20 protein-coding genes and 2 riboswitches are annotated in these 18,760 nt (G+C 51.3%); of the genes, 8 read left to right on the top strand and 12 right to left on the bottom strand.

The genetic code is table 11. The features are described 5' to 3' along the window. Positions 1-1,452 carry a cobyric acid synthase gene (locus tag AACH41_RS12905; RefSeq protein ID WP_338655542.1) on the top strand — a complete coding sequence of 484 codons (1,452 nt, stop codon included), beginning with the start codon at positions 1-3 and terminating at the stop codon, positions 1,450-1,452. Here the strand turns inward: AACH41_RS12905 and AACH41_RS12900 are convergent. The 10 genes from AACH41_RS12900 to AACH41_RS12855 form a co-directional block, all read right to left on the bottom strand. Further along, the gene (locus AACH41_RS12900) at positions 1,449-1,667 is read right to left on the bottom strand and encodes an RNA-binding S4 domain-containing protein (protein ID WP_194748846.1); all 219 of its coding nucleotides are present in this window, start codon (positions 1,665-1,667) and stop codon (positions 1,449-1,451) included. The two genes, AACH41_RS12905 and AACH41_RS12900, sit on opposite strands and share 4 nt — an antisense overlap. A 33-nt stretch (positions 1,668-1,700) precedes the next feature. Continuing rightward, a complete protein-coding gene (locus tag AACH41_RS12895) occupies positions 1,701-2,516 on the bottom strand; it encodes a DUF4198 domain-containing protein (protein ID WP_338655539.1) in 816 nt (271 codons plus the stop codon). A 14-nt stretch (positions 2,517-2,530) separates the two neighbouring features. After that, on the bottom strand, positions 2,531-3,055 hold the full coding sequence (gene cobU, locus AACH41_RS12890) for a bifunctional adenosylcobinamide kinase/adenosylcobinamide-phosphate guanylyltransferase (protein WP_338655537.1): 525 nt from the start codon (positions 3,053-3,055) through the stop codon (positions 2,531-2,533). After that, positions 3,052-3,855: a cobalamin-binding protein gene (locus AACH41_RS12885; RefSeq protein WP_338655535.1), complete on the bottom strand. Its 804-nt coding sequence runs from the start codon at positions 3,853-3,855 to the stop codon at positions 3,052-3,054. The genes cobU and AACH41_RS12885 overlap by 4 nt, the downstream gene beginning before the upstream one ends. Beyond that, positions 3,852-4,526: a 5,6-dimethylbenzimidazole synthase gene (gene bluB, locus AACH41_RS12880; protein ID WP_338655533.1), complete on the bottom strand. Its 675-nt coding sequence runs from the start codon at positions 4,524-4,526 to the stop codon at positions 3,852-3,854. Before bluB ends, AACH41_RS12885 begins: the two co-directional genes overlap by 4 nt. Further along, the gene (locus AACH41_RS12875) at positions 4,523-5,824 is read right to left on the bottom strand and encodes a cobyrinate a,c-diamide synthase (RefSeq protein WP_338655531.1); all 1,302 of its coding nucleotides are present in this window, start codon (positions 5,822-5,824) and stop codon (positions 4,523-4,525) included. Before AACH41_RS12875 ends, bluB begins: the two co-directional genes overlap by 4 nt. Next, positions 5,824-6,429, bottom strand: coding sequence for a cob(I)yrinic acid a,c-diamide adenosyltransferase (cobO, locus tag AACH41_RS12870; protein ID WP_194748840.1), 606 nt, complete (start codon positions 6,427-6,429; stop codon positions 5,824-5,826). Before cobO ends, AACH41_RS12875 begins: the two co-directional genes overlap by 1 nt. Positions 6,430-6,441: 12 nt before the next feature. Beyond that, on the bottom strand, positions 6,442-7,011 hold the full coding sequence (locus AACH41_RS12865; RefSeq protein ID WP_338655528.1) for a hypothetical protein: 570 nt from the start codon (positions 7,009-7,011) through the stop codon (positions 6,442-6,444). Between the two features lie 87 nt (positions 7,012-7,098). Further along, positions 7,099-8,970, bottom strand: coding sequence for a TonB-dependent receptor (locus tag AACH41_RS12860; protein WP_338655526.1), 1,872 nt, complete (start codon positions 8,968-8,970; stop codon positions 7,099-7,101). Between the two features lie 69 nt (positions 8,971-9,039). Next, positions 9,040-10,971, bottom strand: coding sequence for a TonB-dependent receptor (locus AACH41_RS12855; protein WP_338655523.1), 1,932 nt, complete (start codon positions 10,969-10,971; stop codon positions 9,040-9,042). Positions 10,972-11,107: 136 nt separating this feature from the next. Continuing rightward, a riboswitch (cobalamin riboswitch) is annotated at positions 11,108-11,320 on the bottom strand. Between the two features lie 90 nt (positions 11,321-11,410). On the opposite strand from AACH41_RS12855, the gene AACH41_RS12850 reads away from it, so the two are divergent. Then, positions 11,411-11,647 carry a hypothetical protein gene (locus AACH41_RS12850; protein WP_194748837.1) on the top strand — a complete coding sequence of 79 codons (237 nt, stop codon included), beginning with the start codon at positions 11,411-11,413 and terminating at the stop codon, positions 11,645-11,647. Positions 11,648-11,649: 2 nt separating this feature from the next. Next, positions 11,650-11,952 (top strand): cell division protein ZapA, encoded by a 303-nt coding sequence (locus AACH41_RS12845; RefSeq protein WP_338655521.1) that lies wholly within the window; start codon positions 11,650-11,652, stop codon positions 11,950-11,952. Between the two features lie 283 nt (positions 11,953-12,235). On the opposite strand, the gene AACH41_RS12840 is transcribed toward AACH41_RS12845, so the two are convergent. Beyond that, a complete protein-coding gene (locus tag AACH41_RS12840) occupies positions 12,236-12,595 on the bottom strand; it encodes a DUF2237 domain-containing protein (RefSeq protein WP_275357727.1) in 360 nt (119 codons plus the stop codon). Positions 12,596-12,663: 68 nt separating this feature from the next. Between AACH41_RS12840 and AACH41_RS12835 the strand changes: the two genes are divergently transcribed. The 5 genes from AACH41_RS12835 (at position 12,664) to AACH41_RS12815 (ending at position 18,208) form a co-directional block, all read left to right on the top strand. Then, positions 12,664-13,128 carry an EVE domain-containing protein gene (locus AACH41_RS12835; RefSeq protein WP_194748834.1) on the top strand — a complete coding sequence of 155 codons (465 nt, stop codon included), beginning with the start codon at positions 12,664-12,666 and terminating at the stop codon, positions 13,126-13,128. A 34-nt stretch (positions 13,129-13,162) separates the two neighbouring features. Continuing rightward, the gene (locus tag AACH41_RS12830) at positions 13,163-14,335 is read left to right on the top strand and encodes a diguanylate cyclase (RefSeq protein WP_338655518.1); all 1,173 of its coding nucleotides are present in this window, start codon (positions 13,163-13,165) and stop codon (positions 14,333-14,335) included. 58 nt (positions 14,336-14,393) lie between these two features. Beyond that, entirely contained in the window at positions 14,394-15,272 is an 879-nt protein-coding gene (locus AACH41_RS12825) for an alpha/beta hydrolase (RefSeq protein WP_338655516.1), read from the top strand. Continuing rightward, positions 15,259-16,833, top strand: a complete 1,575-nt coding sequence (locus tag AACH41_RS12820; protein WP_338655514.1) for an FAD-binding domain-containing protein — start codon at positions 15,259-15,261, stop codon at positions 16,831-16,833. The genes AACH41_RS12825 and AACH41_RS12820 overlap by 14 nt, the downstream gene beginning before the upstream one ends. A 367-nt stretch (positions 16,834-17,200) precedes the next feature. Continuing rightward, positions 17,201-18,208 carry a serine protease gene (locus AACH41_RS12815; RefSeq protein WP_228518842.1) on the top strand — a complete coding sequence of 336 codons (1,008 nt, stop codon included), beginning with the start codon at positions 17,201-17,203 and terminating at the stop codon, positions 18,206-18,208. Between the two features lie 83 nt (positions 18,209-18,291). On the opposite strand, the gene AACH41_RS12810 is transcribed toward AACH41_RS12815, so the two are convergent. Continuing rightward, positions 18,292-18,441 carry a hypothetical protein gene (locus AACH41_RS12810; RefSeq protein ID WP_194749138.1) on the bottom strand — a complete coding sequence of 50 codons (150 nt, stop codon included), beginning with the start codon at positions 18,439-18,441 and terminating at the stop codon, positions 18,292-18,294. 226 nt (positions 18,442-18,667) lie between these two features. After that, positions 18,668-18,750: riboswitch (S-adenosyl-L-homocysteine riboswitch) on the top strand. The last annotated feature ends 10 nt before the right edge of the window (positions 18,751-18,760 follow it).

The following is an 18,760-nucleotide window of genomic DNA, read 5'->3' as shown; positions in this document are numbered from 1 at the left end:
ATGGTTCAAGGCACCACGTCGGATGCCGGTAAAAGTACGCTGGTGGCCGGATTGTGCCGCGTATTGTACCGCAGCGGGGTGGCGGTGGCGCCATTCAAGCCGCAAAACATGGCGCTCAATGCGGCGGTGACTGAAGACGGCGGCGAGATTGGCCGTGCGCAAGCGGTGCAGGCCATGGCCTGCGGATTGCCGCCACATACCGATATGAATCCGGTCTTGCTCAAGCCTAACTCGGATACCGGCTGCCAGGTGATCATTCACGGTAAAGTGATAGGTAACCAGGAAGCGAGCACTTACCATGACTACAAAAAGACCGCCATGCAAGCCGTGCTGCAATCCTACCAGCGCTTGCAGCAGCAATATGGCTGCATCGTGGTAGAAGGGGCGGGCAGCCCGGCTGAAATCAATCTGCGCGCTAACGATATTGCCAATATGGGCTTTGCCGAGGCAGTGGATTGCCCCGTCATTCTGGTGGCTGATATTGATAAGGGTGGCGTATTTGCCCACCTGGTTGGTACGCTGGCGTTGTTATCTGAAAGCGAACAGGCCAGAGTGGTCGGCTTTGTGATTAACAAATTCCGCGGCGATCTTGCCTTGCTGCAACCGGGGCTGGATTGGCTGGAGCAACGCACAGGCAAGCCCGTGATTGGCGTATTGCCGTATCTGCATGACTTGCATCTGGAAGCCGAAGATGCGGTTGCCACCACAAGCGCACGCAAATCAGACATACAGTTGACCATCGTCGTGCCCATATTGCCGCATATCGCCAACCATACTGATTTTGATGCCTTGCGTTTGCACCCGCAGGTCGATCTCAGGTTTGTGCGGTTGAGTGAAGAGATGCCGGCGGCTGATCTTATCATCCTGCCTGGTAGCAAAAATGTACGCGGTGACCTGGCGGCCTTGCGTGAACATGGCTGGGAGCCCCGGATCGCGCGCCATTTGCGTTACGGTGGCAAAGTGCTGGGCATTTGCGGTGGCTTTCAGATGCTGGGCCAGCAATTGCATGATCCACTAGGGCTGGAGGGCGAGATAGGCAGTAGTGCCGGCTTGGGCTGGCTGGAAATGGAAACCACCCTAGAGGCGCACAAACAGCTCAAGCAGGTGTCAGGTCAGTTGGCGTTTGCCAATGCCCAATTGCAAGGCTATGAAATTCATATGGGCGTCAGTACCGGACGGGCATTAGCACGCCCGGTGCATCTGCTGAGTGGCCAGGCAGAGGGTGCGTTATCCGAAGATGGCCAGGTGGCAGGCAGTTATATCCATGGCCTGTTTGACCATCCGCAAGCTTGCGCTGCCTGGTTAGAATGGGCCGGTTTGTCTGAGCAAGTGGCTTACGATTACACGCAATTGCGCGAGCAGAGCCTGGAAAAATTGGCAGACAGTGTGCAGCAGCACTTCAACTGGTCTGCGCTGGCGGCTTATCTGCCGCAAGACTTTAAGCCAGATTAAGCAGCTACGACCTGGATAGTCTGTTCAAACGCCTGCACCACTTGCCCGGCGCGGATTTTGGCGGTTTTTCGGCGTTCAATTTCGCCATCAACCTTGATCAATCCTTCCGCCACCATAGACTTACCCTGACCGCCACTGTCGGCTACCCCTTCGAGTTTGAGCAAGTCACAGAGTGCGATGTATTCGCCTCTCAGTTCAAAAGTCGTCGTTTGCATGCTGTTTCCCTTCAATGCCTGAAAGCAGTCATTTTAAGGCTTGTTTTCCGTCTCTGGCGGTAAATTCACTTCCAGCGTCAGCGAAGCATTCAGGCTTTCCCACAGGTTTTCATTGAGCTGGTGATGCACCGTCACAAACAGGAAATTCAACCCGGCTTTTTGTGGTTTGAAGGTAAACTCACCTTGCTGATTGGCATGGAGGTTGGACGGTCTGACGTTTTCAACATCGTAAAGGTCTTCCATGCGGCGCTTACTAAAGTGCTCGTTATCGGTGACCACGATAATGCGTGCATTAGGCACCGGCTTGCCATGTTCGAGGACTTGCAAGCTGAGTTCACCCCCTAATTGCACACCATTGGGCGAGGCCAAGGGGATAATTTCCAGGCCTTTGTTTAAAGGCACAGGTTTGTATTTCTGTTGTCCTTTGAAAATATAAGTGTCGGCATAACTGTAATAGTTCATGGTGGTCGGCTTGCCACGAACCCGTTTCATGTCGGCCGCAAAATACAGTTTTTTGTCCGGCGTCTCCACTGCTTTATAAACAGGCCCTACACGCTGGCCGGTGCTGATACGGTAAGTGCCTTCTTCTTTGAGTTCCGGCTCCAGATAAACCGCCGCCTTTGTTTTAGCAACAGGTTTGATGGCTGAGATTTCGCCGATGGGTGAGGTGATGGTGAAGTTAGGCGAGTCCATGGCAAAGTCAGCCTGGAATGGAAACTCGGTAAACGCAGATTCAATGGTCAGACGGTGATGGGTGACATTGAACTGGTTGGGTTTTAAAAACGGCACATGCGCCTCTGCCGTTTGGGCAGTGACCAGCGCGATGAGAACGAGGAAAAACTTTTTCATAAAGGACTTTCTGGTTATTTAAGCTTTAGTGGCAAGCCTGCCGCGATAAAACTGACGTGGTCGGCAACCGCAGCTACATGCTGGTTTAAACGGCCTTGCTCATCCTGAAACTGGCGGTTGATTTCACCGAGCGGAACGATGCCCATGCCGACCTCGTTACTCACCAGAAATACGTGCGCCTGTAGCTGTGGCAGCGCGGCCAGCAAGGCCTGTTTTTCCGCCTGCCAGTCCAGCCGTTCAGGTTTGTCGCAGTCCGGGCAGATGCATTGCGCAAGCCATAAAGTCAGGCAATCCACAATCAGGCAGGTGTCGGGTGCATCATTTTCCAGCAAGGTCTGGCCCAGATTAAATGGCGCTTCTACTAAGCCCCAGTAAGGCGGGCGGCGGGTTTTGTGATGCTCCACGCGTTTGGCAAATTCGTCATCGTAGACTTGGGCAGTCGCGATATAGGTGACCGGGCATTCAAGTGCCGAGGCCAGCCGCTCGGCATAAGCGCTTTTGCCGCTGCGTGCCCCGCCTAAAATCAGGTGCCTAGTCATGCGTGACCCCCTTGTTGTTGCCAGCGTTGAATAATGGTTTGCAATTGCACCAGGCCTTCGCTAAATAGTGCTGGGCCTGGTTGCAAGATATCGACCGACTTGATTTCGTACACATGCCCGTCGCGGATCGCAGGCATGGCTTGCCAGCCTGGGCGGGCTTTGACTTTTTCCGGCTGGAATTTCTTACCGCACCAGGAGCCGATGATGATATCCGGTTGTCTGGCCAGCACTTGTTCTGCCGTGACTGTGCGGTCACGTGCGCTATGAAAGGCGCTGAGTTCTGGGAAGCAATCTTCGCCTCCGGCGGCTTCAATCAATTCAGCCGCCCAGCGGATGCTGCACATCATGGGTTCATCCCACTCTTCAAAATAGACCTTGGGTTTGCGCGGCCAATTGGCTGCCTGCTGGCGGGCTGCCCCCAATTGTGCCTGGTAGCGTGCTACTAAATCTTCTGCTTTTTCGCTGGCCCCGACCAGATTACCGACGGTGAGTATCATCTGCAGTGTTTCATCCAGGCTGCGCTGGTTAAACACATGCACCTGGCAACCGGCTTTGATCAGTGAGGCCGCGATATCGGCCTGCAAGTTAGAGAAACACAGCACTAGGTCAGGCTGCAGCGCCAGGATTTTCTCAATATTGGCACTGGTAAAGGCACTGATCTTGGGTTTTTCTTTGCGGGCTATGGCCGGGCGAGTGGTAAAGCCTGAAATACCGACAATACGGTCCTGCTCGCCCAGCAAGTAGAGTACCTCCACCGTTTCGGTAGTCAGGCAGACAATGCGTTGTGGCCAGCGTTTCATGTGTGTGTACTTTCATGAGGTTGCCAGCCGTTTTCCATCAGCATGTCAGCGAGCGGTTTTTCTGTCGTCCAGCCTTCTTCCACCAGCATGGGCGATTTGTAAAACGTATTCACATAGCCCAAGCATAAAATGGCGACTGGTTTGGCGCCCTCAGGCAGATTCAATAATTGCGCCAGTTGGTGCGGGTCAAACAGGCTGACCCAGCCCATGCCTATGCCTTCTGCACGTGCAGCCAGCCACAAGTTTTGAATCGCACAGCTGACCGAGGCCAGGTCCATTTCCGGCAGTGTACGACGGCCAAAAATATGTTTTTCACGCTGGTCGCACAAGGTGGCGACCAGCACCTCGCCACAGTCCAAAATGCCTTCCACCTTGAGCCGCATGAATTCGGCCATGCGTGCCGTGTCTTCAACTTCGCCGATGGCCTGGGCCGTGAGTTTACGTTCTTCATCGACCAGCGTGTGGATGGCTTTTCGCAATGCGACATCGCTGATGCGGATAAACCGCCATGGCTGCATCAGGCCGACACTGGGCGCGTGATGGGCGGCTTGCAGTAATTTCTGCAATAACTCGGGGGCGATAGGCGTGGGTAAAAAATGCCGCATATCGCGTCGTTCGGCAATCACTTTGTAAATCGCCGCTTTGTCGGTATCAGGGTAGGCGAAACTCATGACAGAAAAAACTGGGCCGCTAAAGCCGGATTGGACGGGAAGTAAAAGTGCAGAAAGCTGGCAGTGATGGATTGATGGCGATAGATTGGCTCGCCCGCGCCATATTTACCTTTGCCTTGCGCAATGGCCGGCAAGTCGGTGTCAAAGCGGGCATAGTGAAAAGTGTGTGCGCCTATCATCGCCGCGTCATCGCCGATTGCGCCGTTGTCAGCCGCTGAAAAGGTTGCATGCTGCGTGCCCAGGCCTTGCAGTTTGGGCTGAAGCGCTGCGTTGCCGGGCAGCAGGCCGAAGGCCGGTTGTCCATTTAGTGTTTCACCGAGTGCGAGCATGCCGCCACATTCGGCCAATATGGGTTTGCCTGATTCGGCGGCTGCGCGTAAGCCTTCACGCATGCTGTGGTTGTGTTGCAGTCGCTCCAGATGCAATTCCGGGTAGCCACCCGGCAGCCAGTAAGCATCCGCAGCCGGTAATTGCGTATCGTGCAAGGGTGAAAAAAATGCAATCTGTGCACCTAGTGTTTGTAGCAGATCCAGATTGGCCTGATAGGTAAAACAGAACGCGGCATCTTTGGCCACGGCAATGGTTTTGCCTTGCAATAATGGTGTTATCGCCTGCTGTTCGGGTGCGGCAAACTGCACGATCGGCGGCAATGGCATGTCTTGCCCCAGAAGTTGCGCAGCGGCTTCTATGCGCTGGTCTATGTCCGTGATTTCCTGGGCAAGATGCAAACCGAGGTGGCGCTCTGGCAAACTCAGTTGCGTGTCATACTTCATGGCACCCAGCCAGGGGATGTCCGAGGGGAGCGCTTCTTTAATCATGTTGGCATGGCCTTCGCTGCCGACCTGGTTGGCAATCACTCCGGCGCGCTGTAGGGCGGGCCGAAAGCCATACAAACCATAGGCGACCGCGGCACAGGTCTGTGCCATGGCTTTGGCATTGAGCACCAGTGCGACAGGGATGCCAAAGCGCTCGGCAATATCGGCGCATGAAGGCTTGCCATCATACAGCCCCATCACCCCTTCGAGCAGAATCACGTCATTGTCTTGGGCGGCCTTGTGCAGCAGCCGTTGTGCATCGGCTTCACCACACATGCCAAGGTCGAGGTTATACACTGGCTTGCCAGTCGCCACTTGCAGAATCATGCCGTCGATAAAGTCCGGCCCGCATTTGAACGCCTGCACGCGCAGGCCGCGGTTTTTATAAGCCCGGGCCAAGGCCGCGGTAGCCATGGTTTTGCCTTGCCCAGACGCCGGGGCCGCCATTAACATGGCCCGGCAGCTTGCCGCGGCTGCTTGCATTACAGATCTATCCCGGCCTGGGCCTTGATGCCTGCACGCCAGGCATGCTTGACATCCATCAGTTCAGACACCGTATCGGCAGCGTTTCTCAATGCCTCGGAAGCGCCGCGGCCAGTGATCACCACGTGCTGCATGGGTGGGCGTTTGGCGATGGCGTCCAACACCATTTGTTCATCGAGGTAGCCATATTTGAAGGTGTAGGTGAGCTCATCCAGCACCACCAGTTGAATGGCCGGGTCTTGCAGCATCCCGGCCACAATCTGCCAGCCACGCATGGCGGTTTCGGTGTCGCGTTGGCGGTCTTGTGTGTTCCAGGTAAAGCCTTCACCCAGCACATGCCAGGTCACAGCCGGGTGCTGGCGAAAAAAGGCTTCTTCGCCCGTATCTGAACGGCCTTTGATAAATTGGGCGACACCAACACGCATGCCGTGGCCCAGCGAGCGGGCCACCATGCCAAAGGCAGAAGAGCTTTTGCCTTTGCCGTTGCCTGTGAGGATGAGTAACAGGCCTTTCTCCTGATTGGCCTGCTCGATTTTTTCATCAATGACCGCTTTTTTGCGGATCATGCGCGCCTTGTGGCGACTGTCGCGATCATTGGTTTCCATGGTGCGGAATACTTAAGCGTTTTCGCGCACGGAGCGCTTGGCCAGGCCAAATGCCACATGTGCAATTACTGCAACCACAACCCAAAATGCAATCGCTTCAATTTGTTTCGGGAAGTATTTGACCAGACGTGCGCCAAACTCAACCAGGGTTGGTTCGGCGTAGCGGCCACCAAAGAAGTAAAACCCACCGCTGGAAAACAGCTCAGCAAGCACAGATCCCACCAATACCGCACCTGTCAACTTGAACAGACTGCTAAATTGCCAGGTGGTGTTCGACGCAGTCCAACGGCCAGCCAGCCACATGCTGCCATAAGCCGGCAACAAAAAGCCATAAGCAGGGGTCACGCAGAAATTACTCACACCGCCCCAGGTGATGGCTGCCATATCCAGCGCAGCACACAATGCCAGCAAGGCCACAAACACCAGCGTTGAGCGCAGGTAATAACCCGCGATAAAAAACGCTGCATAAGAAGCGCTCGGTAAAAAATCAATCGAAGCAAAATGATGACCACGCGTGATAATGACCATCAAGGCAATGAGGAAGCCAATTGCCAGAGACTGAGTTGAAAGGTTACGTGGCATGCCAACGACTCCAAAATTAAGGTTAATTATAAGACGTGGATTTTAGCCCAATTCGCACGGGCTTGGGCAAAATCCACTTTTCCTGAGTTACTTCAGGTCGTAGTTAAGGCTGATAAAAACATTTGAGCCCATGGTGTTGTAATAAGGGTTGTTGGGTCTTGAAACGGTTTTAGTTGATGCAAGCGCATAGTCTTTGTCCAAGATATTATTTGCTCTAATTTGCAGTTTCCAGTGAGGGTTTATTTGATACCCCAAAGTTGTATTCAAGAGCGCATAGCCACTTAAGCGGAATTGGTTTGCGGCATCGTCGTAACGCATTGATGAAGCTGAAACTTCGCTGTCCCAGTTCCATGGTCCTGATTTGTACTGGAGGATAAAATTGCCATAACGCTGAGCGCGCCTCGCCAAAAGATTATCAGTGGCATCACTACGCGGTGACTGCACTGTCGCATTGGCTGTGACTAGCCATTGCTCAGCAATAGGTAGACTGCCTTCCAACGTGATACCTTGCACTTCTACCTTGCCGGCATTGATTGCACAACCGTTGCTGAATCCAGCTGGGCAACCTGAGTTGAGGGTTTGAATAAAGTTGCGGATATGGTTATCAAACACTGTCAGCTTGGCTTGTAATGTTTGACCTTGGTATCGAGCGCTGGCCTCAATATTGTCTGCTTTTTCTGAGGGCAGGTTGGCATTGCCAAAGCTTGGATAATATAGTTGGTTAAAGGTTGGTGCTCTAAAGGATGAGCCATACTGGGCAGTTAAGCGCCATTCTTGGGATAAAGCATAGCCATAACCGATGCCGCCTGTTGTGTAATTGCCAAACTGACTGTTGTAATCTTTTCGCAGTGACAGTTGAGTGCTGTGTGCTTCAAAGCTACCCACGTAGCCTAAAACAAAGGCATTATTGTTGCGACTCCTCTTCAGCAAGTTGCTGCCATTCGATTGAGTTAATACATCTTGTTCCAGCCTGTCATAAGCGAAGGTAAAAGTCCCATGAGTGAGGCTATAGTCGTGTTGCCAGGATAATTGGCGTTGTTCAGTTTCAATATTGCTATTGAGCGTTGCGCTACTGACGCTAAATGATCGGTCAAAACCAATGTTGTACTCTAATTTGCTGTTCCAGTGCTCAGTCATCGCGTTTTTGAGTGCAACACCATAGCCTTGTTGATGACGTTCCAGATAGTTGCCGCCCGCATAAGCATTATCGTATTCATTATGCCCTTTGCTTTCCAGGTAGTGTATTCCCAAGGAGTGACCGGGTGCGAATGTCAAATCTGCGTATGTCGAACTGCTAAAGTTGTAATATCCATCTCTATCTTTATCAATCACAGAGGGGGGATGTTTCTTTGCAGAAATCCCATGCGTGTCGTAATTGCTGATTTGTGCACCGAGTTTTAGCGCTTTATAGGCAGTATCGAAGCCAGCATTCCCAGTATATGAGTCATAGCTACCTGCACCCGCACTGCCGTAAAGATGGGTTTTGTTGCCTTTGCCCCGCTTCGTGAAAATCTGAACAACGCCGCCGATTGCATCAGAGCCATAAAGGCTAGAAGCGGGGCTACGTAGAATTTCAATCCGCTCGATGAGTGCCAAGGGGATATTTTCAAAGGCGGTCGTACCAGTCGTCCCGGAATTGATGCGCACGCCATCAACCAATACAATCAGTTGATTGTCATTGGTACCACGTAGTGAAATGTTGCTACTTGTCCCCATGCCACCATTTGTGTAGGTTTGTACACCAGGTTGCAGTCTCAATAAATCTGCCAAAGCGCCGCCTTGTAGCCTGTTGATTTCTTCGCTGTCAATGACGGTAATATCGCCAGTGACTGTTTTGGTTGATTGTGGCGTTCTGCTGGAGGTAACTACGACTTCATCCAGGGAAGTCAGTGTGTTGTCTGCGGCATAGATGTTAAAAGAGATCGTTGTGATAGTGCCTAATAATGTTCTTTTTTTCATTTGATTTTCCTTAGCAAGTGTTGGAGGGCACTCAAGAGGGGGCGTGAGTGACGCTAATCAACAATGGAATTAAAAGTCGGCTTTTAGGCCTACTCGCCAAGTACGAACAAAATCTATTGGGTAGAGAGAGTCAACTGCTGTTTGAATATTGTTTTGATGCTCAAATAAATTATTGACTGCAGCAAAAACGGTGTATTGCTGCACCTTAACATTTAACGAAAGATTGGTTGACTCATAACGACTTTGCCTTTGCGTAGCATTGTTTAAAAAATCGTTATAAACGTAAGCTTGTGAGCGCCAAACATGATTGAGATTCAGGTTGGTGTTTGTAAATATTTTCCAATTAATATTTGCAACGAGAGACTGTCTGGGGGCGCCTGGCAGATTCTTATCTTTGATGAGGGTGCCGCTTTCTTGAAGCTCCCTGTCAATAATGGCCTTGGTGTATGTATAAATCAGGCCTACATTAAGCTCATTACTCAGGTGATAAATATCTTGTAACTCAAAGCCGAGTTTATGGCTCTTGTCTAAGTTGGTATTTATACCAAGTACAGATGGGTCATAATAAATCTCGTTATCCAAATTGGCTCTGAAAGCGCTTAATTTGAGGTGGTTGTTTGTAGTTGTGTGGTTGAGACCAATGTTCAGTGTTCTCACTTTTTGTGGTTTGATGAATCCATTGAAAACAACGTTGAATGACGCGTCATAACCGAAAAATCGATTAATGTCTGGAGCTTCAAAAGCGTAGTTGTAATTGCTAAATAATGAGAGGGACGGCATCAATTGGTAGTTGGCACCTAGGTCCCATGCGCTCAATTGGATGGAGCGATTGAGGGAGTCTCCTCCATTCGGGGTATAAGTGTAAGAGACCTGTTCTTTGCGTAATCCCGCAGATAGTCTAAGGTCTTTAATGGATTGCGGTTTGAATTCTGATGATATGAACAATCCGTGGTTATTCTTTTTCGTGAGATCTGAGGATGTTTTAATTGCTCCATTAAAATCTTGGAAGCCCGAAATCACTGACCATTGATCATTCGTGTACTTGTAAGTCGCTTTAGTGCCTTCATAGTCATAATGAGGCCGATAGCTCGGATAGATAGATGCTTTATCCTCACGAAAGTGAGTAATCTCTATCGATGAATCTGTATTGATCTGGTAGTCCAAGCCAATCTGCCACTGGTCTGAGTTAAGTTCCTGATGGGTATATGACGTAGCCGGGCGACCATTTTGGGATGGATTGTCCTCAAATTGTGCTTTGGACATCGGATTGGGATAACGCAGATCGTTTTTAGTGCTGGAGCCTTGTGCATAAACAGCTAGTTGCTCTGTTGGTTTGATCCTAAGTTTTACTTGTTGAGTATTTGAGTCGTATGCATCGCGGTGGCCTGTTCTATCTTTGGCGCTAAACCCGTCGTGACTATCATGCGATGCACTCGCCGATAAATCTATGTGCTCACTAGAAAACCCAGCACTAATAGCATGATTGCGTTGCCCATAATTACCAGCACTGGTCATGACAGAGGCCCCGTTTCGGCTTTTCGTGTAAATCTGTATGGCGCCTGCTGTTGCGCCATCACCGTAAAGTACTGACCCACTCCCTTTGCTGATCTCTATTCTTTCAATGTTTGCAAGAGGAATGCCAACCAATAGTTGTGGGCTCATGTCGATATTATTTAAGCGTTGACCATCAACGGTAATCACTACATTTTGATAGCCATTTTCACTCCCATAGCCGCGTAAGTTTATGCTTGGTGTGGCTTTGCTACCGAAGTTGGAGCTAATGTTCAATGAGCTCTGTTGTGCAAGATAGTCGAAGAGAGTACTGGCTCCTGATGCTGCAATTTGTTTTGCTGTATGAATTTCGCTGGCATAAGTGGTTTGTGATTCTTTGCGCTCAAAGCCCGAAGATTTAACACTCACTGAGTCTAGTTCTAAATCTTCAGCAAAGACGGGTGATGCGAATAGCGTAGCCATGACGCTATAAAAAAGCTTTTTTTTCATTTTCTTATCCCTGTATCACATGCGACCCCGCATGTGGGTTTACTTTCAATACCGGGGAATCGACAGAAAATGAATAAATGCATCGCTTGTTGGCAAGCCATGCATTCATTATGATCAGACACCGTCACCCCGCGGTATTGCAATTGGGTTGTAAGGCCGGTCTCCGGGCTGGCAAGTCTTGGTCTATCGCCTTCCCAAGTTTTTACTCAGTGGCATATGGATAGACCCGCACTTGCTTACCGTTGCGGGGGCAGCACAGGCATTGCGAACGAGGTTCGCGCACCTGTTTCCCAGTTTCACCCTTGTCTGCAAGAACGCAGACGCAGGCACCTGACAACTGTTCGGCATTCTAGTCTAAAGCAGTGACTTTGACCAGTTGCATGGTATCTTGCGAGGGGCTTCAAATTCTTAATTTACTTTGAAAAAATGCGCTTAGCTATTGACCACACTCGTTTTTTTAAAAGATAATGGACTGATGGATGCCGATTTGAAAAGTCTTGAAGAGCGTGTGACGAAGCTGATTGCTTTGTGCAGCCAGCTGCGTGACGAAAACGTGGAGTTACGTCAGGAGGTCACGCGTTTGCATCAGGAGTCACAATCTCTAAAGCTGAACATGACGCAAGCCAGTGTACAGCTGGAGCGGTTGTTGTCGGCATTGCCTGAGGAAGGTCGTTAGTCATGGCCAAGCAGCCGATTGATATCGAGATCATGGGCCGCGCGTTTAGCGTGACCTGTACCGACGAAGAGCGCGACATTTTATTGCAGGCGGTGGGTTACCTTGATGGTAAAATGCGCGAAATTCGTGATGTGGGCAAGATGGTGAGTGTGGAGCGCATTGCGATCATGGCCGCGCTGAACATTACCCATGAGTTGTTGAATACGCGTAGCGGCGGGGTTGATGTGGGCGATGTGAAAAAGCGCATTTCTACCATGCAGCAGCAGATCGATGATGTTTTGTCCGGCCAGCACAAATTATTGTAATCCGCTTCATTTCACAAAATTTTAACCGTCATTAGTATTAAATGACGTATCATAAAAGTGGTGTGCTAAGGCGTTGCCTGAGTCCAAAATTCCTTGAACTAGTCTTTGTTATAGGTTTCGGCTCATCAGGTGCGGTGCGATCGCACTAAGTTGGGCGGTCTTTTAAGACGCCCTTGGCGTGCGAACCTAATGTACCTTAGGCTGTTACCACCTGAACTTTTTTGGTTCAGGATTAGCGGCTCAGGTAACCCCTTAGCACATCCCCTCTCGCACCTTTGTCTTGTTATCTTAAGGCATGGTATTTCAAGTCCGCCAGGCTAATGATTTCCAGGCAGTTTTCGTGGCAAGACTCCAGAATCACTGGCGGCGCGTAACCGGCTTCACTGGCTTCCAGCCATCTTCTCGCACACAGGCACCACCGATCACCAGCCTTGAGCCCGGGAAATGCATAGTCTGGTCTGGGGGTGGACAAGTCATTGCCTTGCGCTTGCGAAAACGCCAGAAACTCATCTGTCATTTCTGCGCAGACGGTATGTTTACCTAAATCTTCCGGGTGGTGACTGCAACAACCATCACGCATAAAGCCTGTGACTGGTTGCATACTGCAAGGGATCAGAAGAGTGCCTAAAACGTTTTTTGTCATGATTTTCAACTGTGCTCTAACTTGGTTTATGATACTGGCATTTGGATGTGTAAAGAAAGTTTTCAGGCATGGCGCGTTACTGGTTAATGAAATCCGAACCCTCGGATGTCTCCATTGATGATTTGGCGGGATTCCCCAATCAAACTGTAGACTGGTATGGGATACGCAATTATCAGGCGCGAAATTTCATGCGTGACCAGATGAAGGTGGGCGATGGCGTGTTGTTTTATCACTCCAATTGTGCTGAGCCTGGCATCGTCGGCATTTGCGAGGTCAGCACCTTGGCCTATCCCGACCGTTTTCAGTTTGTGCAAGGGCACAAGTATTTTGATCCCAAGTCTACACCGGAAAGTCCACGCTGGGTGAACGTAGATGTCAAGCTCGTGCGCAAAACGCGATTGCTGAGTTTGAAAGAGATGCGGGAAACGCCTGCCCTGGCCACCATGCGTGTCTTGCAAAAAGGGAACCGCTTGTCTATTACCCCGGTCGATCCCAAAGAGTGGGCGTTTATCACGGCTCTGCTCAGCACTTAACCTTTTCTTTGGCGACTTTGGTGGCGTACATGATATGAGTATCAGGCGTAGAAAAGCAGTCTTGTATATCCTTGTCGCCGGTTTTATGATCGTTCTGATCGGTGTGCTGCTGTTCCTCTGGATTTATTTTTCCAGTATGCGGGAGATGCACCAGACCACTCGCAATTTCTATGAGCAGTCTTTTACGGTTTCCAACGCTGCGCAGGCGCTGGAGTCTCAGCTGCATCAGATCCGAAGCGATTTGCTCTATGCCACGCTGATTCAGGCAGACAGCGTGCATTTGATCAATACCGTGGCGGCGATTAAGGGGCATGAGGCTGCTGCCCAACAAAAAATCGCCAGCATAGAACATAATTATTCGGGAGATCGCGCGCCATTACCGCTGCTCAAGCAGAATATTCAAGCGCTGGACGAAATGACAGCCTCGGTAATCAAGCAATTGGCTGAGGGACAGTATGCCGAAGCAAGCACCCTGATTGAGACGGCCTGGAATGCGCGCTTTGCCAAGGTGGCAAAACTCAACGAAGCCATCCTCGCGCATGCGGACTTGCGCGCCAATGAGTATGTGGCCGAGAGTGAAAAGCGCATGGAGCGGCACACCCATCAAGGCATCACTTACGCAGCGCTGCTGGTGACCCTGTTTTTGCTGGTAGGCCTCTTTGTTGGGGGCCGCATATACCATTTGCATCTTGAAGCAGACAAATTTGCCTTTACTGACTTTTTAACCGGGATCGCCAACCGGCGGCACTTCATTCATGAGTTGGAGTCCGAAATCCGGCGCTATCAGCGTTACGGCTCCTCGTTTTCATTTGCCATGGTGGACATCGATTTTTTTAAAAAGATTAATGATCAATACGGTCATCATGCTGGAGACCTGGTTTTGCAGAATTTTTGCCTGCGCTGCGTGAGTGCCTTGCGCACCAGCGATATGGTTGGGCGTCTGGGGGGCGAAGAGTTTGGCATTCTGATGCCGATGACGGATCTGCATGAAGCGGCACATGTGATTGAGCGCTTGCGCTCGGAAATCGATCACAGTGTGATGAGTGAGCAAGGAGAGCAAATTCACTACACGGCCTCTTTTGGCTTGGTATCTACCGCGCAATTGGGGACGCAGGATGGCTTGACGCAGCTGATGAAAATGGCAGATTTTGCTTTGTACACGGCCAAGCAGCAGGGCCGTAACCGCGTCTATATTGCCAATCATTAACGATAGCGATCATTATTGCGACGGGAATTTTCTATCTTGGGCATGGTCATCAATGCCTATGAATCTGCAAAATCCTCAATTGACGCGGCGTAGCTGGTTGACTGGCTTGGCCGGTCTGCTGCTTTCGGCCTGTCGGCCAGTCACTTTGTTAAACGCGGTGATTCCCGATAAAGGTATGCGCATCCATCGCGATATCGCTTTTGGGCCGCACAGCAGGCAGCGCCTGGATATTTATCAGCCACGTGACCATGCTGCAACACCACGCCCTGTGGTGTTGTTTTTTTATGGCGGTAGCTGGGAGTCTGGCAGCAAGCAAGATTACCTGTTTGTGGCGGAGGCGTTGACGTCACAAGGCATGCTGGTTGTGATTGCCGATTACAGGCTCTATCCCGAACTTAAGTTTCCGCAATTGATGCAAGACCCCGCTCTGGCATTGCAATGGGTCAAGCAACACGTGGTCGAGTATCAAGGCGATGCGTCGCGTGTCTTCTTGATGGGGCATTCTGCTGGCGCACATCTGGCCGTTATGCTGACCTTGAATGCTGCCTATCTGGCGGCTGTCGGATTATCACCCGCCGCGATTAAAGGCACCATAGGCCTGGCCGGACCTTATGACTTTTTGCCGCTCACCTCGGATACCTTGCGCGCGATTTTTGCACCTGCTGAGCAGGAGTGGCAATCACAGCCTATCCATTTTGTCAGCGGCCAACATCCGCCTTTACTACTGCTGGCCGGCCTGAAAGACCAAACTGTTTGGCCTAGAAACTCGATCAATCTGGCGCGTGCGCTTGAGGCGCAAGGCAGCGAGGTCAAGTTGCTGACTTATGCCAACTACAACCATGTGGATATGGTCGCCAAGCTGGCCAGACCCCTGCGCGGCAACAGTCCATTGCTGCAAGATATTTGCGACTGGATTGGCCAGCATGCCTCTGCGTGATGTGCATGTGGTCTGGTTTAAGCGCGATTTACGTGTCGCGGATCATGCCGCGCTGTCTGCCGCCTGTGAGGCTGGGCCGGTTTTGCCGCTCTTTATCTGGGCTCCACAAGTGTGGTCGGCAGAGGATGCCAGCCTCAGTCAGGCCATGTTCGTGCGCGACTGTTTGCAGGACCTTGCACATGCCTTGCAACAGCTGGGATTGCATTTGCATGTCTATCATCACGACCCCTTGACGCTGTTACAGAGGCTGCATGCAAAATTCGGGATCGCCGGACTGTATAGCCATGAAGAAACCGGGAATCAACACACCTACACCATCGACCAGCAGGTACAAGCGTGGTGCAGGATGCAAGGAATCGTCTGGCAGGAATGGCCTCAGAATGGGGTGGTGAGACGCCTGTCAGACCGGCAACAGTGGCAAGCGCAGTGGGCGTTACGCATGCAGGCCCCTGTCATTGCGGTGCCTGCATCCGGACTTGCTGTTCGGTTACCGGATCATGGCTTGGAGCGGTTGCCAGCAGTGGCTGGCCACGCGCAAGCGGAACGTCAGGTTGGCGGTATAGTAGTGGCTGAGGCGGTGATGGCGGATTTTTTGACGCGCCGCGTACATGGTTATCAGCGGGGGATTTCCAGCCCGCTCAGTGCTGTCCAAGCCTGTAGCCGCCTGTCACCTTATCTGGCATGGGGCGCTGTGAGCCTGCGTACCGTGGTACAGGCTACCCGGGCCCGTGCGCAGCAGACTGAAAACGTGCAACAGCGCCGTCAGCTGCACAGTTTTGAAAGCCGCTTGCACTGGCATTGCCATTTTATGCAAAAGCTTGAAAGCGAACCACGGATTGAACACCAGAGTTTTTACCGGGGCTTCGAGGCACTACAGTCCCGGTTACCCGATGCTGGGGTCGCCTTACGTTTACAAGCCTGGCAGGCTGCCCAGACTGGCTGGCCACTGGTAGATGCCTGCATGCAGATGCTCAATCAAAGCGGGTGGCTGAATTTTCGCATGCGCGCCATGCTCATGAGTACCGCCAGCTATTTGTTGCAACTGCCCTGGCGGCCAAGCGGGTTGCATCTGGCCAGAGCTTTTGTTGATTACGAGCCGGGGATTCATTGGCCGCAAGTGCAAATGCAGTCTGGCACGACCGGCATCAATACATTGCGCATTTACCATCCGGTTAAACAAGCCTTGACTCAGGACCCTCAGGGGGTGTTTGTCCGCCAGTGGCTGCCTGTTTTGCGACAGGTGCCAGACAGCTGGATTTTTGAACCCTGGCGCATGCCTCCGAGTTTACAGCGGCGGTATGGCTGCCTGATTGGCCGCGACTATCCTGCGCCCATGGTTGATATTGGCGAGGCCATCCAGACAGCCAAGCAGGATTGGTTTGCAATCAGGCAGACCATGCCAGCGCATGCTGTCGCAGATATTTTGCAGCGGCATGCTTCGCGCAAATCGCGCCATTTTCCCAAGGTAGACCGTGGCAGTCTCCGCAAAAAATCAAATCGGAGTACGGCTTCCGTGAGTGCACAAAGCCCGGCAGCATCCCAGCTTTCACTGCAGTTTTAGCCTTTCACCCGTTGCTGATGTTTGCGAAACCGATAAGGCGTGCGACTCGGTAGTGCATGCACTGATTTTGCGCACTGATTTTGTGCGTGTGCTGAGCGGTCTGCTGCGGCACTTCTGGCCGCTCGCTCAAGCAGTCGACTGAGCGACTACAGTGATACGACAGTTATTTTTCCGTATCTAATTGATTTTTATATATAAATATAAAATCTCTCCTTTCTTTCTCATGGTCTCCCCATGGTCTGGCGGTAAATGAGGCCGCATTCTCCAGCTTGGAATACGTTTTGCTATTAACAGTTTAAGAAGCTTTCCAAAACGTATTACAGGTAGTGCATTCCTTGTTGCCTACCTTCGCAGATTGGAGCAAGACATGGCAAAATGGTTGATCGGATGTTTGTTAGGTTGCCTGGCAATCCCATTGATGGCAGAGCCTTCTGCCGAGCTCATGCAGGCGTTGAACAGCCGCGTGCTACGTGTGCAGGTCGGCCTGAAAAATGGGCAATACGGGCTGGGTTCAGGCGTCGTGGTGGCTGAAAATCAGGTCGTGACCAACTGCCATGTGGTCGCCAATGCCACCAGTATCAGCGTGGTCAGTGGCGGGGCGGCTTACCATGCCGTGGGTGTCAAACCGGACTGGAAGCATGATGTTTGCATGCTGCAAATGGATGACCTGCCGATTAGCCCAGTCACTATGAAGTCCAGCCGCGATCTCAAATACGAGCAAGCAGTGTTTAATATCGGCTATCCGAGTTTTGTCGCCGCGCCTGTAAGCAGCCAAGGGGTGGTGAAGGGGCTGTTTGCCATGGATGACTCCGTGATTGTGCGTGCGACCAGCAGCTTCAGGCAAGGCGCCAGTGGTGGCGGTCTGTTTGATGAGACGGGCGCATTGGTCGGCCTGATTACACTCAAGAGCCCTGGTAAAGATGCCTACTACTATTACATGTCGATTGATTGGGTTCAGGCTTTGATCGCGCAGCCAGCGGGCCCGATTGTGGTCAAAAGCGAGCTGCCTTTCTGGGGCAAGCCGGCAGCTGAATGGCCTTATTTCATGAAAGTGGTGTTTCCTTACCTGCACAAGGACTGGGATGGCCTGAAAGCGATTGCCCAGCAATGGACGACTCAGGAACCTCATAATACAGAAGCCTGGTTTTATCTGGCTGCAGCTGAATATGAAACCAAGGATCTCACCATGGCTGAGCAACACTTGCACCGTGTCGTCAGCATGAACGATCAGCATAGTCAGGCTTTTTATTACCTGGGACTGATTGCGGAGTCCAACGGTAAACATATCGAAGCCTTGGCCAATGTGGATACACTGACACAGTTGGATGCCGAAAAGGCTGAAGAGCTCAAAGTGGCGATGAAAACCTTGCCTTGATGCGAGGCTGGCGGTGTTGTGTCAGCCCCAATAAAAAAGCGCCTTAACTGGCGCTTTTTTCTTTTGATGTCGGGACGGTTTGCTTAGGCGACGGCCAGATCCAGCTCTTCGACATGATAGTAATGTTCATCATCCCACAGGGTGAAGTCTTGTGCGGTATACATGGCTTCCTGAAAATGATGAAAGGTTGCGATGCAATGATTTTCTTCATCCATTACTTGATACATGGTCATAGTAATCACCTTTCTATACTAAATGAGGATATTTGAGAACGTGATGTCATCATGGCACAGGCGGGTGAAACTGATTTGACAGAGTAGCAGCATGTAATTCGGTCAATTTAATGAATCGGTAAAGAGGGTATTTCTAGGCAGCTATTTGAGCAGGTTTTCAGTGGTTGTTCTTTGATTGCTCAGGATTTGTTTTTTGTAAAATCCTTGGGTTCGCGTATAATTCGCAACTTCTGAGGAACGCTGCGAGAGTCACTCGACTCCCAGGCTCAGAGCATTTGCTGTAAAGCATCTCAACGGCGTTCACTTTTCACTGTGCGAG

Source organism: Methylophilus sp. DW102, from assembly GCF_037076555.1.
Classification (GTDB): Bacteria; Pseudomonadota; Gammaproteobacteria; order Burkholderiales; family Methylophilaceae; genus Methylophilus; species Methylophilus glucosoxydans.
The sequence above is the reverse complement of the archived record's forward strand: the minus strand, read 5'-3'. Positions and strand labels throughout refer to the sequence as shown.